General features: G+C 68.3%; 12 protein-coding genes. 5 read left to right on the top strand and 7 right to left on the bottom strand.

Going from position 1 to position 12,898, the window contains the following annotated elements; genetic code table 11:
• Position 1: 1 nt before the first annotated feature.
• The 4 genes from rsmB to def form a co-directional block, all read right to left on the bottom strand.
• Positions 2–1,441 carry a 16S rRNA (cytosine(967)-C(5))-methyltransferase RsmB gene (gene rsmB / locus CBM2594_RS00920; RefSeq protein WP_116355188.1) on the bottom strand — a complete coding sequence of 480 codons (1,440 nt, stop codon included), beginning with the start codon at positions 1,439–1,441 and terminating at the stop codon, positions 2–4.
• A gap of 142 nt (positions 1,442–1,583) precedes the next feature.
• The gene (gene htpX, locus CBM2594_RS00925) at positions 1,584–2,444 is read right to left on the bottom strand and encodes a zinc metalloprotease HtpX (RefSeq protein WP_116355189.1); all 861 of its coding nucleotides are present in this window, start codon (positions 2,442–2,444) and stop codon (positions 1,584–1,586) included.
• Positions 2,445–2,666: 222 nt separating this feature from the next.
• A complete protein-coding gene (fmt, locus tag CBM2594_RS00930; protein ID WP_116355190.1) occupies positions 2,667–3,680 on the bottom strand; it encodes a methionyl-tRNA formyltransferase in 1,014 nt (337 codons plus the stop codon).
• A 154-nt stretch (positions 3,681–3,834) separates the two neighbouring features.
• Positions 3,835–4,341 (bottom strand): peptide deformylase, encoded by a 507-nt coding sequence (def, locus tag CBM2594_RS00935; protein WP_116357640.1) that lies wholly within the window; start codon positions 4,339–4,341, stop codon positions 3,835–3,837.
• A 160-nt stretch (positions 4,342–4,501) separates the two neighbouring features.
• Between def and CBM2594_RS00940 the strand changes: the two genes are divergently transcribed.
• From CBM2594_RS00940 to CBM2594_RS00955, 4 genes are all read left to right on the top strand, one after another.
• Positions 4,502–5,683: a LysM peptidoglycan-binding domain-containing protein gene (locus CBM2594_RS00940; RefSeq protein ID WP_116355191.1), complete on the top strand. Its 1,182-nt coding sequence runs from the start codon at positions 4,502–4,504 to the stop codon at positions 5,681–5,683.
• A gap of 7 nt (positions 5,684–5,690) precedes the next feature.
• The gene (gene dprA / locus CBM2594_RS00945) at positions 5,691–6,893 is read left to right on the top strand and encodes a DNA-processing protein DprA (RefSeq protein ID WP_116355192.1); all 1,203 of its coding nucleotides are present in this window, start codon (positions 5,691–5,693) and stop codon (positions 6,891–6,893) included.
• A 93-nt stretch (positions 6,894–6,986) separates the two neighbouring features.
• Positions 6,987–7,391, top strand: coding sequence for a thioredoxin family protein (locus CBM2594_RS00950; protein WP_116355193.1), 405 nt, complete (start codon positions 6,987–6,989; stop codon positions 7,389–7,391).
• A 169-nt stretch (positions 7,392–7,560) separates the two neighbouring features.
• Positions 7,561–10,251, top strand: a complete 2,691-nt coding sequence (locus tag CBM2594_RS00955) for a DNA topoisomerase III (protein ID WP_116355194.1) — start codon at positions 7,561–7,563, stop codon at positions 10,249–10,251.
• A 75-nt stretch (positions 10,252–10,326) separates the two neighbouring features.
• Here the strand turns inward: CBM2594_RS00955 and CBM2594_RS00960 are convergent, their stop codons facing one another.
• Positions 10,327–11,268, bottom strand: a complete 942-nt coding sequence (locus tag CBM2594_RS00960; RefSeq protein ID WP_116355195.1) for a LysR family transcriptional regulator — start codon at positions 11,266–11,268, stop codon at positions 10,327–10,329.
• A 201-nt stretch (positions 11,269–11,469) separates the two neighbouring features.
• Between CBM2594_RS00960 and CBM2594_RS00965 the strand changes: the two genes are divergently transcribed.
• On the top strand, positions 11,470–11,760 hold the full coding sequence (locus CBM2594_RS00965; RefSeq protein ID WP_116355196.1) for a hypothetical protein: 291 nt from the start codon (positions 11,470–11,472) through the stop codon (positions 11,758–11,760).
• A 250-nt stretch (positions 11,761–12,010) separates the two neighbouring features.
• Here the strand turns inward: CBM2594_RS00965 and CBM2594_RS00970 are convergent, their stop codons facing one another.
• Both CBM2594_RS00970 and CBM2594_RS00975 read right to left on the bottom strand, forming a co-directional pair.
• The gene (locus CBM2594_RS00970) at positions 12,011–12,469 is read right to left on the bottom strand and encodes a hypothetical protein (RefSeq protein WP_116355197.1); all 459 of its coding nucleotides are present in this window, start codon (positions 12,467–12,469) and stop codon (positions 12,011–12,013) included.
• Between the two features lie 223 nt (positions 12,470–12,692).
• Positions 12,693–12,887 carry a YbdD/YjiX family protein gene (locus CBM2594_RS00975; RefSeq protein WP_012354346.1) on the bottom strand — a complete coding sequence of 65 codons (195 nt, stop codon included), beginning with the start codon at positions 12,885–12,887 and terminating at the stop codon, positions 12,693–12,695.
• Positions 12,888–12,898: the final 11 nt, after the last annotated feature.

Raw genomic sequence — 12,898 nt, forward strand, 5'->3', positions numbered from 1 at the left:
ATCAGGCGCGTTTCTGGAAGCGGGCGTAGTAGAAGCCATCGTGATCGGATGGCAGGCTGGTACCGTCGGTGCGGCCGGTGTTGTCAGGAGAGGCCTTGTCACCGTCCGCGCCCGCGGCATGCGTTGCATGGGTGCCGGGCAGCAGCTGTCCCGGCGCCTGCAATCGTATCGCATCTGCCAGTTGCTCACCAAACCAGCGCGCCTGCTCCTCGCCCTCCGTTGGGAAAATAGAACAGGTGACATAGACCAGGATGCCGCCCGGCTTGAGCAGCGGCCACAGCTGCGAGACGATGCGGCGCTGCTCGGTGATGAGCCTGGCGATATCGGTGTCGCGGCGCAGCCAGCGGATGTCAGGGTGGCGCCGCACGATGCCCGAGGCCGAGCACGGCACGTCGGCCAGGATGCGGTCGAAGGGCTGGCCGTCCCACCAGTCGGCGGGCCGGCTGGCATCGCCGATCACGATCTTCGCCGACTTGCCCAGGCGCGCCAGGTTCTCGCCGATGCGGGTGGCGCGCTGCGCGTCGCTTTCGACCGCGGTCACTTCGATATCGGCCAGCTCCAGCAGGTGCCCGGTCTTGCCGCCGGGCGCCGCGCAGGCATCGAGCACGCGCATGCCATCGGCCACCTCGAGCAGCGGCGCGGCCAGCTGCGCGCCGGCGTCCTGCACCGAGACCACGCCTTCGGCAAAGCCCGGCAGCTGCGTCACCGGCACCGCGCGCACCAGGCGCACGGCCTGCGGACCGACCACGTGCCCGGCCAGGCCGGCGTTGGCGAGGTCGGTCTGGTACTGCTGCACCGACACGCGCGCGGTGTTGACGCGCACCGTCATCGGCGGGCGCACGTTGGCGCTGGCGGCCAGCGCCATCCACTGGTCGGGGTAGGCCTCGCGCAGCATGCGCAGCCACCACGGCGGCAGGTTCCAGCGCGCCTGCTCGTCGCGGTTGACCTCGGCCAGCAGCGCCTTGCGCTCGCGCAGGAAGCGCCGCAGCACGGCGTTGACCAGCCCGCGCGCATGCGCAGTCTTGGGTTCGGAGGCGGCCGCGCTGACGGCCTGGTCGACCACCGTGAAAGTGCTGTAGCCCGGGCGGTTGGCGTCGGCATCGTGGCGCGCCGGGTCGGCGCCGTCATGGCGGTCGCGCGGCCCCGGCGCATGTTCCAGCAGCAGCGCCAGCGCCACCGCCAGCAGCGAATCGACCTGCGCACCCGGCGGGCGCGTCACCAGCCTGGTCACCAGCGCACGCGCGGTGCCGAACTGGCGCATGGTGCGGTAGGCGATGTCCTGCAGCGCGCCGCGGGTGGCGGCATCGCGCACGCGGTCCAGCCGCAGCTGCGCGGCGGCGTCCTCGATCGCCTGGGGCAAGGCGGTGCCTTCGCTGACGGCGCGCACCGCGGTGGCGGCGCCAAGCATCTGGAAGGCAAGCGAATCGGGAGGCAGGCGCATATCGGTCAGGCGGCGGGTCAGGCAGCGGGTCAGGCGGTGAATCGGGAAGGCGTGGGGCGCGGGCCAAAAAAAGCCCGCCGGTCCACGCGGAACAGCGGGCAGTTTACCCTGTGCCGGGGCCGCGCCCCGGATTTCCGACGGCTCAGGCCGGGTAGGTGCCGGTCTGTGCCATCTGCATCAGGCGCGCGATGCGTTCGTCGGTGGCCGGATGGGTCGAGAACAGGTTGGCGATGCCGCCGCCGGACAGCGGGTTCATGATCATCATCTGCGCCGTCGCCGGGTGTTCCTCGGCTGCCTGGAACGGGATGCCCTGCGCGTAGCGGTGGATCTTGTCCAGCGCGCTGGCCAGCGCCTGCGGGTCGCCGCTGATCTCGGCGCCGCCGCGGTCGGCTTCGAATTCGCGCGCGCGCGAGATCGCCATCTGGATCAGCGAGGCCGCCAGCGGCGCCAGGATGGCCACGGCGATGCTGGCGATGGGGTTGGTGCGGTTGCCGTTCTCGTCGCGCCCGCCGAAGAACATCGCCATATTGGCCAGCGCCGAGATCGCACCGGCCATGGTCGCGGCGATGGTCGAGGTCAGGATGTCGCGGTGGCGCACGTGCGCCAGCTCATGCGCCATCACGCCGCGCAACTCGCGCTCGGACAGCACCCGCAGGATGCCGGTGGTGGCCGCCACCGCGGCGTGCTCCGGGTTGCGGCCGGTGGCGAAGGCGTTGGGGGCGTCTTCATTGATCAGGTAGACGCGCGGCATCGGCAGGCCGGCGCGCTGCGCCAGGTCCTGCACCATGCCGTAGAACTGCGGCGCGCTGCCGGCATCGACTTCCTGCGCGTTGTACATGCGCAGGACCATCTTGTCGGAGAACCAGTAGGAGAAGAAGTTCATGCCCAGCGCAAGCAGTAGCGCCATCATCATGCCGCTGCGCCCGCCGATCATGCCGCCGATGACGATGAACAGCGCCGTGATGGCCGCCATCAGCATGAAGGTCTTGACCCAGTTGAACATTGCGGTGAGCTCCGTGTAATCGCAAATCCGGTGACGCGCCGGGGAAAAAGCAGGCGCGATGCCCGTTAGATAGGGGCCGATCGCGGAAAATTCAACGGCTGTTCAACGGTATCGGCAAGTGGCGCGGGCACCTGCCGGGTAGGGCGCTGTCCCCGGCACTTCAAGCGCCATGTGCGGCAAAGGGCTGCCCGCAAACGGGTTGCCCGCAAACGCGTTGCCCGATTACGCCGCCGCGGCGCCGTTGCCAGGCACCACGCAGCGCGTTCCCGGCGGCAGCGGCAGGCCTTGCAGGAACTGCTGCGCCGGCTGCCGGCGGCCACCCGGCTTCTGCAGCTCGGTGACCTGCAGCGCGCTGCCTTCGCCGCATGCGATCAGCACGCCGGCGGCGTCGGCCGCCAGCACCGTGCCGGGCGGGTGCGGCAGGCTGCTGGCCGCCGCCAGCGGCACTGCGTTCCAGCACTTGATCACGGTGTCGCCCACCTGCACCGTCGCGCCCGGGAACGGGTTGAAGGCGCGCACCTGGTTGGCCAGCGCGGCCGCCGGGCGGCGCAGGTCCAGCGGCGCTTCGTCCTTGGCGATCTTCTCGGCGTAGGTGACGCCCTGCTCCGGTTGCGGCGTCGCCGCCAGCGGCCGGCCGGCGTCCAGTTCATGCAGCGCGTCCACGATCATGCGCGCGCCGAGCGCGGCCAGGGTGTCGTGCAGCGTGCCGGTGGTGTCGTCGGCGCCGATCGGCACCGCTTCGCGCGTGAGCATGTCGCCCGTGTCCAGGCCTTCGTCCATCTGCATCAGCGTGATGCCGGTCTCGGCGTCGCCTGCCTCGATGGCGCGGTGGATCGGCGCCGCGCCGCGCCAGCGCGGCAGCAGCGAGCCGTGGATATTCAGGCAGCCCAGCCGCGGCAGCGTCAGCACCTCGGCCGGCAGGATCAGGCCATAGGCCGCCACCACCATCACGTCCGGCGCAATGCCGGCAAGCGTTTCGATGGCCGCGGCGGCGTCTTCCGGATACTTGCCCTGGCGGCGCAGCGAACGCGGCTGCAGCACCGGCGCCAGGCCGTGGGCGACGGCGAACTGCTTCACCGGGCTGGCCTGCAGCTGCATGCCGCGGCCGGCGGGCCGGTCGGGCTGGGTCAGCACCGCGACCAGCGGAAATCCGGCGGCGTGGATGGCTTCCAGCGCAACGCGCGCAAACTCGGGCGTGCCGGCAAAGGCGACACGCAAGGGGCTGGCTTGGGACATGGCAGGTTCCGTGGCCTGAAAATGGCACCGGCCGCTATAGCGGCCGGTATCGTGGTTCTTCGGAAGTCATAAAGATAACAGACCGCGCGCGCATGCCGCACGCGGGTGGCCGGATTCCGGCGGGCTGTTACATCTTTATGGCCGCGGCGGCGGCTTACATGCGGGTGCGTTCGCGCTTCTGCAGCTTGCTCTTGATGCGGTTGAGCTTGAGCGGCGACAGGTACTCGACAAAGACCTTGCCGCGCAGATGGTCGATCTCATGCTGGATGCAGACCGCCAGCAGGTCGTCGGCATCGAGCTCGAAGCTTTCGCCCTTTTCGTTGAGCGCGCGCACGCGCACGCGGTCGGGGCGCTCGACGCGGTCATAGACCTCGGGCACCGACAGGCAGCCCTCTTCCCACACCTTGCGGTTGTCGCTGGCCCAGACGACCTCCGGGTTGATGAAGACCTGGAGCTGGTCGCGCGTTTCCGAGACGTCGATCACCACCACTTGCTCGTGCACGTTGACCTGGGTCGCGGCCAGGCCGATGCCGGGCGCTTCGTACATGGTTTCCGCCATGTCCTTGACCAGCTGGCGGATGCGGTCGTCCACCGCGGCCACGGGTTTGGCGACGGTGTGCAGGCGGGGATCGGGGTAGGTCAGGATGTCGAGTTTTGCCATGATGCTGGGGCGCAACGCCGGCTGCTGCCGGCAACCGGGCCGCGTTGCGGCGGCGGATGTTTACATGCAGAATCGGGGCGCAAGTACAAAAATTCAAGGCGCGCCGCAACAGGCACGCTCTCCCGGGTCAATCCGGCCGAACCACCGGCCGGTCAGGAAAATGCGCGATCTTACCAAAGAACACCAGGCGGCGTCGGGCCGCAGGCTGCACGCGTTCATCCCCAGATTTGCCAATTCGTTATTGAGTGCCGCGGCCTTCACCGCCGCGGCCGCGCTGCCGGCCGTGGCGGCGGACCTGACGATTACGCCGGCGCAGCAGGCCGAAGCCCAGCGCACCGCCCGGCACGGCATTCCCGTGGCCGACCTTGCCGCCAACGCGCCATCGCAATATACGGTGCGCGGCGGCGACACGCTGTGGGGCATCTCGGGCCGCTTCCTGCGCCAGCCGTGGCGCTGGCCCGAGCTGTGGGGCATGAACCGGCAGCAGATCCGCAATCCGCACCTGATCTACCCGGGGCAGATCCTGTATCTGATCCAGCGCGACGGGCGTGCCTGGCTGTCGACCGCGCCGGGCGGCGGCGACACCGTGCGGCTGTCGCCGCAGATGCGCAGCGGCGCCACTGACAGCGCCGCCATCCTGAGCATCCCCGCCGCCGATATCGAGCCCTTCCTGATCCGGCCGCTGGTGGTCGACCAGAACACGCTGGACACCTCGGCGCGCATCGTCGCGGTGTCGGAATCGCGCGTCATCCTGGGCCGCGACGACACCGGCTACGCGCGCGGCATTCCCGCTGACGCTCCACCGGGCAGCGACTGGCAGGCCTACCGCCCGCTCACGCCGGTGCGCGATCCGGTGACGCAGGCCGTGCTCGGCTACGAGGCCGAATATGAAGGCAATGTGCGCCTGGCACGCGGTGCGCAGGGCCCGGACGCGGTCTCGACCATGCAGGTCACGCAGGCCAGGCAGGAAATGGGCGTCGGCACGCTGCTGATGCCGCAGCCCGCGCGCGAAGCCTTGCGCTACGTGCCGCACGCGCCCGATGCGCAGCTCGACGGCCGCGTCGCCAAGGTCTATGGCGGGGTGGAGTTCGGTGGCGCCCGGCAGGTGGTGGTGCTCAACCTCGGCAGCCAGGCCGGGGTGGAGCCGGGCCACGTGCTGGCCCTGTCGCGCACCGGCGAAACCGTGGCCGACAAGACCGACAGCAACCGCGCCATCCGGCTGCCGGACGAGCGCTACGGGCTGGCCTTTGTCTTCCGCGTGTTTCCCGGCGTGTCGTATGCGCTGGTCACCGACGCTTCCAACGTGATCGCGGTCGGCGACCGGGCCACCTCGCCGCGCTGAGCCCGCCTTGGTGACGTCCCCGGCGGCGCCCGCCTGCGCCGCGCGTCCTGGCCATGCCGGCGTCGGCGGGCCAGCCGCCATCCGCAATGCCGACGACCTCAAGGCATGGCTGCAGCTGGCCTGCGCCCCCGGCGTCGGCCCGGTCGCGGTGCGCCTGCTGCTGGCGGCATTCGGGATGCCGCAGCAGGTGCTGGCGCAGAGCGTGACGGCGCTGTCCGCCGTGGTCCCGGTCAAGCTGGCCCGCGCGGTGCTGGCTAAGCCTGGTGCCGGGCTGCCGGCGCTGGTCGAGCGCACGCTGGCGTGGCTCGGCACACCCGGCAACCACCTGCTCACGCTGGCCGACGACGCCTACCCTGCCCGCCTGTTCGACCTGCACGATCCGCCGCCGCTGCTATATATCAAAGGCGATCCCGCGCTGCTGGCCCGCCCGGCGGTGGCCATCGTCGGCGCGCGCAAGGCCACCGAGCAGGGCAAGCGCGATGCGCAGGCTTTCGGGCGCGAGCTGTCCGAGTCGGGCCTGACGGTGATCTCCGGCCTGGCGCTGGGGATCGACGCCGCAGCGCATGCCGGCGGGCTGCTTGGCTGCGGCGGCACCATCGCGGTCACGGGTACGGGGGCCGACCGGGTCTATCCGCCCGACAACCTTGGCCTGGCCCATGAGGTCGCCGGGCGCGGCGCGGTGGTCACCGAATTTCCGCTCGGCATGCAGGGCATGCCGGCCAACTTCCCGCGCCGCAACCGCATCATCGCGGCGCTCGCGCATGGGGTGCTGGTGGTCGAGGCCGCGGCGCGCTCGGGCTCGCTCATCACCGCGCGGCTGGCCGCGGAACTCGGGCGCGAGGTGTTCGCGGTGCCGGGGTCGATCCACGCGCCGCTGTCACAGGGTTGCCACCTGCTGATCCGCCAGGGCGCCAAGCTGGTGGAGCGCACCGAGGACGTGCTCGAAGAAATCAACCTGGGGCCGGCGGCGCCGGGCATTGGCCGGCCGACGCTGCCCGGGCCGGCTTCACCGCCACCTTCGGACCAGTCTGAATTTGCCGACCCCGCCGACCCGCTGCTGGCCGCCCTCGGCTACGATCCGGTTACGCTGGATGCGCTGTGCGAGCGCAGCGGCCAGTCACCGGACGCCGCCGCGGCACGCCTGCTGCAACTGGAACTGGCCGGGCATGCCGAGCGTCTACCGGGAAACCTGTTCCGACGCCTTGCTTGAAAGCCACGCCCCGGCCGCTTCCGGGCCGCTCGTGCAATACCGATACAATCGCCGGCTGTCCGTGTGTCGCGGGCAGCTCATGTTTCCGATGCCATGACAGTTTACTTTCCTGAACGTGATGCCAGCGCCATTGCCAAGTGCCTGGCGGCACGGCCGCAGGCCCGCCTGGTGGCCTGCCTGTGCGCGCAGTGGTGCGGCACGTGCAGGGATTACCTGGTGGCGCTGACGGCGCTGGCCGCGCGCCACCCTGATGATTGCTTTGTCTGGATCGATATCGAGACCCATGCGGATGCGCTGGGCGATATCGATATCGAGAATTTCCCGACGGTGCTGGTGCAGCCGGCGGCAGGCGGGACGCCGCAGTTCTATGGCACCCTGCTGCCGCATATCGAGGTGCTCGAGCGCATGCTCACCCGCGGTGCGGCGATGCCGGCGCCCGCGGAAGCTGTGCCACAGGTGCTGGACTGGTTGCTTGGCGGGGGGCGCGGCGGCGGCTAGCTGGCGCCCTGGTGGCGCGTGCGACGGCAGGCGGGCCGCCATAAGGCTGGCTTGCACCGCCGTCGAAACCGCGCTTATTATTGGCGCCTCATAGCCCCCCGGCGTTCCGATTACTTCGTTTGCAGTGCAATTAGCGGGTTGCCGGATGCAGCCCGCAAGGACCCTTCCCATGTCAAAAGCCCTCATCATCGCGGAAAAACCGTCGGTCGCGGCGGATATCGCCCGTGCCCTCGGGGGGTTTACCAAGCACGACGAGTATTTCGAGAGCGATGACTACGTGCTGTCCTCCGCCGTCGGCCACCTGGTCGAGATCGCCGCGCCGGACGAATACGAGGTCAAGCGCGGCAAGTGGAGCTTCGCCAACCTGCCGGTGATCCCGCCGCATTTCGACCTGCGCCCGATCGCCAAGACCGAGTCGCGCCTGAAGGTGCTGAACCGGCTGATCAAGCGCAAGGACGTCACCGCGCTGATCAACGCCTGCGACGCGGGGCGCGAAGGGGAACTGATTTTCCGCCTGATCGCGCAGCAGGCCAAGGCCAAGCAGCCGGTGCGCCGGCTGTGGCTGCAATCGATGACGCCGCAGGCGATCCGCGACGGCTTTGCCGCCCTGCGCGAAGACGAAGACATGCTGCCGCTGGCCGATGCCGCGCGCTGCCGCTCCGAGGCCGACTGGCTGGTCGGCATCAACGGCACCCGCGCCATGACCGCCTTCAACAGCAAGGGCGGCGGCTTCTTCCTGACCACCGTGGGCCGCGTGCAGACGCCGACGCTGTCGATCGTGGTGGAGCGCGAAGAGAAGATCAAGCACTTCGTGCCGCGCGACTACTGGGAAGTGCGCGCCGAGTTCATCGCCGCCGCCGGCCTGTACGAAGGCCGCTGGTTCGATCCCAAGTTCAAGAAAAACGAGTTCGACCCCGAGGCGCGCGAGTCGCGCCTGTGGAGCGAGGCCGAGGCCAAGAGCATCGTCGCCGCGTGCCGCGACAAGCCCGGCATCGTTTCCGAGGAATCCAGGCCGTCGACGCAGCAGTCGCCGGCGCTGTTCGACCTGACCACGCTGCAGCGCGAGGCCAACTCGCGCTTCGGCTTCTCGGCCAAGAACACGCTGGGCCTGGCGCAGGCGCTGTATGAAAAGCACAAGGTCCTGACCTACCCGCGTACCGACGCGCGCGCGCTGCCCGAGGACTACCTGGACACGGTCAAGCAGACCATGGACATGCTCGCCGACAGCTCGCCCAACTACCTGCCGCACGCGAAGAAAATCCTGGCGCAGGGCTGGGTCAAGCCGAACAAGAAGATCTTCGACAACAGCAAGATCAGCGACCACTTCGCCATTATCCCGACGCTGCAGGCGCCCAAGAACCTGTCGGAGCCGGAGCAGAAGCTGTACGACCTGGTGGTGCGCCGCTTCCTGGCGGTGTTCTTCCCCGCGGCCGAGTTCCAGGTCACCACCCGCATCACGGAAGTCGCCGGCCACCACTTCAAGACCGAAGGCAAGGTGCTGGTCAACCCGGGCTGGCTGGTGATCTACGGCCGCGAAGCGCAGGGTGACAAGGATGCCGCCAACCTGGTGCCGGTGGCCAGGGACGAGAAAGTCAAGACCGACAAGGTCGAGGGCGTCGGCCTGACCACCAAGCCGCCCGCGCGCTACAACGAAGCCACGCTGCTGTCGGCGATGGAAGGCGCCGGCAAGCTGGTCGACGACGACGCGCTGCGCGAGGCCATGGCCGGCAAGGGCCTGGGCACGCCGGCCACGCGCGCCGCCATCATCGAAGGCTTGCTGACCGAGAAATACCTGGTGCGCGAAGGCCGCGAGCTGATCCCCACCGCCAAGGCGTTCCAGCTGATGACGCTGCTGCGCGGCCTGGGCGTGCAGGAACTGACGCAGGCGGAACTGACCGGCGAGTGGGAGCACAAGCTTTCGCAGATCGAGCGCGGCCGCCTCAAGCGCGACGAGTTCATGCGCGAGATCGCGCAGATGACGCAGCAGATCGTCAAGCGCGCCAAGGAATACGACAGCGACACCATCCCCGGCGACTACGCCACGCTGGACACCCCCTGCCCGCAGTGCGGCGGCCAGGTCAAGGAGAACTACCGCCGCTTTGCCTGCACCGCGTGCGAGTTCTCGATCAGCAAGATCCCGGGCGGCCGCCAGTTCGAGATCGACGAAGTCGAGGAACTGCTGCTGAAGAAAGAGATCGGTCCGCTGCAGGGTTTCCGCAGCAAGATGGGCCGCCCGTTCGCCGCCATCCTCAAGCTGGGCAAGGACGACGAAGGCCATTACAAGATGGAATTCGACTTCGGCCAGAACGATGACGACAACGACGGCGAGCCGGTCGACTTCAGCGGCCAGCAGCCGGTGGGCACCTGCCCGAAGTGCGGCGGCTCGGTGTTCGAGCACGGCATGAAGTACGTCTGCGAGAACAGCACGATCAGCCCCAAGAGCTGCGACTTCACCACCGGCAAGATCATCCTGCAGCAGGAAATCAGCCGCGAGCAGATCGGCAAGCTGCTCAACGAAGGCAAGACCGACCTGCTAACCGGCTTCAAGTCGTCGCGCACGGGCCGCAACTTCAAGGCCTTCCTGGTCAAGCAGCCGGACGGCAAGATCGGCTTCGAGTTCGAGGTGCGCGAGCCCAAGGCCGGCGCCAAGACGGCCGCCAAGGCTCCGGCCAGGGCGGCATCGCGCGGCACGGCGGAAGCCGAAGCGGCGCCCGTGACCAAGACCGCCGCCAAGACTGCCACCAAGACTGCGGCCAAGACCGCCGCTGCCAAGGCGCCGGCGAAGAAGGCCGCGGCGAAGAAGGCACCCGCCAAGACCGCGGCGGCAAAGAAGACGCGCGCGGCAGCCGCCGGCGAGTAAGCGCAGCCGCCCATGCAAAACGCCCGGCATTGCCGGGCGTTTTGCTTTTTGCGTGCGCACCGCGCGCGCGGCCGTTCAGGTGCGCATGGCGTGGGTGCCCAGGCTGACGGGGGGCTGCACTTCCTTGCCTCGCACCTGCCCTTCTTCCAGCAGGAAGTCGATAAAGGCGCGCACCTTGGTGGGCAGAAACTTGCGGCTGGGATAGACCACGCTGACATCGCGCCGGGGCAACTGGTACTGCGGCAGCACGTGCACCAGCCGGCCCGATTCGATATTGGGCCGCGCCAGGTAAGACGACAGCATGGCCACGCCCATGTCGGCCAGCGCGGCCTGGTGCGCCAGCTCGGCGTTGCTGCACAGCAGCCCCGGGCGGATCGGCACCGTCACCTCGCCTTCGGGCCCCAGCAGCGTCCATTCGTGCTCGGCGCTGGGCAGGCGCATGGCGATGCAGCGATGGTGGCTCAGCTCATGGGCATGGCGGATCGGGGCATGCGCGGCGACATAGCCGGGCGAGGCGCACAGGATCACCTCGGCCGACAGCAGCGGGCGCGCCACCAGATGCGACCCCAGTCCCAGGTCGGACAGCATCACGGCGACGTCGCGGCCTTCTTCGACGATATCGACATTGCGGTCCGACAGGATCACGTCGAACACCACGTCCGGGTAAAGCTGCTGGAAGCGCGACAGCAGCTCGGGCAGCAGGTGCAGGCCGAACATCACCGGCGTCACCAGGCGCAGCGTGCCGGACAGCGACTGGCTGCGCGCCGTGACCACGCTTTCGGCTTCCTCCACGTCTTCGAGGATCTGCTGGCAGCGCTGCAGATAGGTCTCGCCGGCATCGGTCAGCGACAGGCTGCGCGTGGTCCGGTTGAGCAGGCGCGTGCCGAGGTGGCTTTCCAGGTCGGCCACGTAGCGCGTGACCACAGCGTTGGACATTTCCAGCTGCTGCGCTGCACGCGCGAAGCTGCCGAGTTCCACCACTTTGGAAAACACACGCATCGACTGCAGGCGATCCATGACATAGTCTCCCGTTTTTACGCTGAATTCTTACGCAATCAGCCTATTTTATTGTCCGAATCAAAACTAATCATTGTGGATCCTGATATTTATTGATATGAGGGAAATGCCTAATATCTAGCCATCGGATGCCGCAATGCAACATGCCCTTCCCCTGAAGGTGCCGGATCAGGCATCCACGCTACAAGAAAGGCCTGAATCATGAAAACCAATCGTTACGCCCTGATCGCTGTCGCCACCGTCGCTGCCGCCCTGTCCGCTGCGCCGGCCTTTGCCAAGAACGGCAAGTTCGATGTCTTCACCGACGGCGCCAAGGTGGCCAGCTTCGATGTCTACGCCGACGGCGCCCGCGCCGGCAAGTTCGACCCGTACACGGACGGTGCCAAGGCCGGCAAGTTCGACGCCTTCACCGACGGCGCCCGAACCGGCAAGTTCGACACCTTCTCGGAAGGCGCGAAGTACGACACCACCACCGATCGCGCGCCGCTCTGAGCCAGCGCGGTCCCGCCCGCTTGAACCTGGTCTCCACAGGTCTTTAGGAGAGCGCCCAGCGTCTCTCCCGCTTTATTGGAGAAGAAGCCCGCACCGGTTCCGGTGCGGGCTTCTTTGTTTCTGGCGCCGGCGCGTCCGTGCCGAAGCGCAAACGATTATGCCAGACGCCGCAAAGCAGCAAAGGCGCGGCCGTGGCCCGGACAAAAGAAAAACGGGCCATGTCGGCCCGTTTTGCTGACCCCGCTGCGACTTAATCGTCGTAGTGGTGGCGATGATGGTGCTTGTGCTTCTTGCGCTTGTAATGGCTCTTGTTGTAATAGCGGCGGTCATCGTCGTACGAGTTGCTGCGCGAGATATTGCCGCCCAGCGCCGCGCCCGCGCCGCCACCCAGGCCGGCGCCGATCAGACCGCCGGTGCGCCCGCCCATGGCGTTGCCGGCCGCGGTGCCGGCACCACCGCCGAGCGCGCCGCCGATGATGGCGCCGGTGCGCTCGCGGCGGTTGGACGTGACCGCGCCACCGGCGCCGCCGCCCACCGCACCGCCGATCACGGCGCCGGTGCTGCCGCCCAGCGCGCCGCCGACTGCGGCACCGGCGACCCCGCCCAGTGCGCCGCCGAGGGCGTTGTTCATGTCGCCCGCGACGGCCGGCAGCGCGCAGGCCGCCAGGGCAAGGGCAACGGTCAGGTTGCGAATGGGATGGCGAGTCATATCTTTTTTCCTCTAATTGCCACGATGTGTCGCAAGTGTAGATAAGGTGCCGCAGCCTTGCTGTAACCACCTGTAAAGCCCTGTAACCCCCTGCAGAAACGGTATCGCGGGATTACAAAGGCGCGGTGAAAATACAACACTTAATAAAAAGACAGGCGACCATGTGATCGCCTGTCTGCATTGTCTGCCGCCGCCCGAAGCGGCGGCGATGCTCAGCGTGCGCCTAGCAGCACTTGCCCTGCCCGCCGCCGTAGCGCGCTTCCTGGCGCTCGCGGAAGAACTCTTCGTAGCTCATCGGCGCGCGGTCGGGGTGCGTGCTTTCCATGTGCGCCACATAGGTCTGGTAGTCGGGCAGCCCGACCATCAGCCGCAGCGACTGCCCGAGGTAACGCCCCATGGTGCCTAGTTGTTCCAGCATGGCGGGCTCCT

Source organism: Cupriavidus taiwanensis, from assembly GCF_900249755.1.
GTDB classification, from domain to species: domain Bacteria; phylum Pseudomonadota; class Gammaproteobacteria; order Burkholderiales; family Burkholderiaceae; genus Cupriavidus; species Cupriavidus taiwanensis_D.

Excerpts from the sequence above, each read along its gene's own strand:
- CBM2594_RS00960 (WP_116355195.1), bottom strand. The coding sequence starts at position 11,268 with ATGGATCGCCTGCAGTCGATGCGTGTGTTTTCCAAAGTGGTGGAACTC.
- rsmB (WP_116355188.1), bottom strand. The coding sequence starts at position 1,441 with ATGCGCCTGCCTCCCGATTCGCTTGCCTTCCAGATGCTTGGCGCCGCC.
- fmt (WP_116355190.1), bottom strand. The coding sequence starts at position 3,680 with ATGTCCCAAGCCAGCCCCTTGCGTGTCGCCTTTGCCGGCACGCCCGAG.
- CBM2594_RS00970 (WP_116355197.1), bottom strand. The coding sequence starts at position 12,469 with ATGACTCGCCATCCCATTCGCAACCTGACCGTTGCCCTTGCCCTGGCG.
- CBM2594_RS00955 (WP_116355194.1), top strand. The coding sequence starts at position 7,561 with ATGTCAAAAGCCCTCATCATCGCGGAAAAACCGTCGGTCGCGGCGGAT.
- htpX (WP_116355189.1), bottom strand. The coding sequence starts at position 2,444 with ATGTTCAACTGGGTCAAGACCTTCATGCTGATGGCGGCCATCACGGCG.
- CBM2594_RS00965 (WP_116355196.1), top strand. The coding sequence starts at position 11,470 with ATGAAAACCAATCGTTACGCCCTGATCGCTGTCGCCACCGTCGCTGCC.
- CBM2594_RS00940 (WP_116355191.1), top strand. The coding sequence starts at position 4,502 with ATGCGCGATCTTACCAAAGAACACCAGGCGGCGTCGGGCCGCAGGCTG.
- CBM2594_RS00950 (WP_116355193.1), top strand. The coding sequence starts at position 6,987 with ATGACAGTTTACTTTCCTGAACGTGATGCCAGCGCCATTGCCAAGTGC.
- def (WP_116357640.1), bottom strand. The coding sequence starts at position 4,341 with ATGGCAAAACTCGACATCCTGACCTACCCCGATCCCCGCCTGCACACC.
- CBM2594_RS00975 (WP_012354346.1), bottom strand. The coding sequence starts at position 12,887 with ATGCTGGAACAACTAGGCACCATGGGGCGTTACCTCGGGCAGTCGCTG.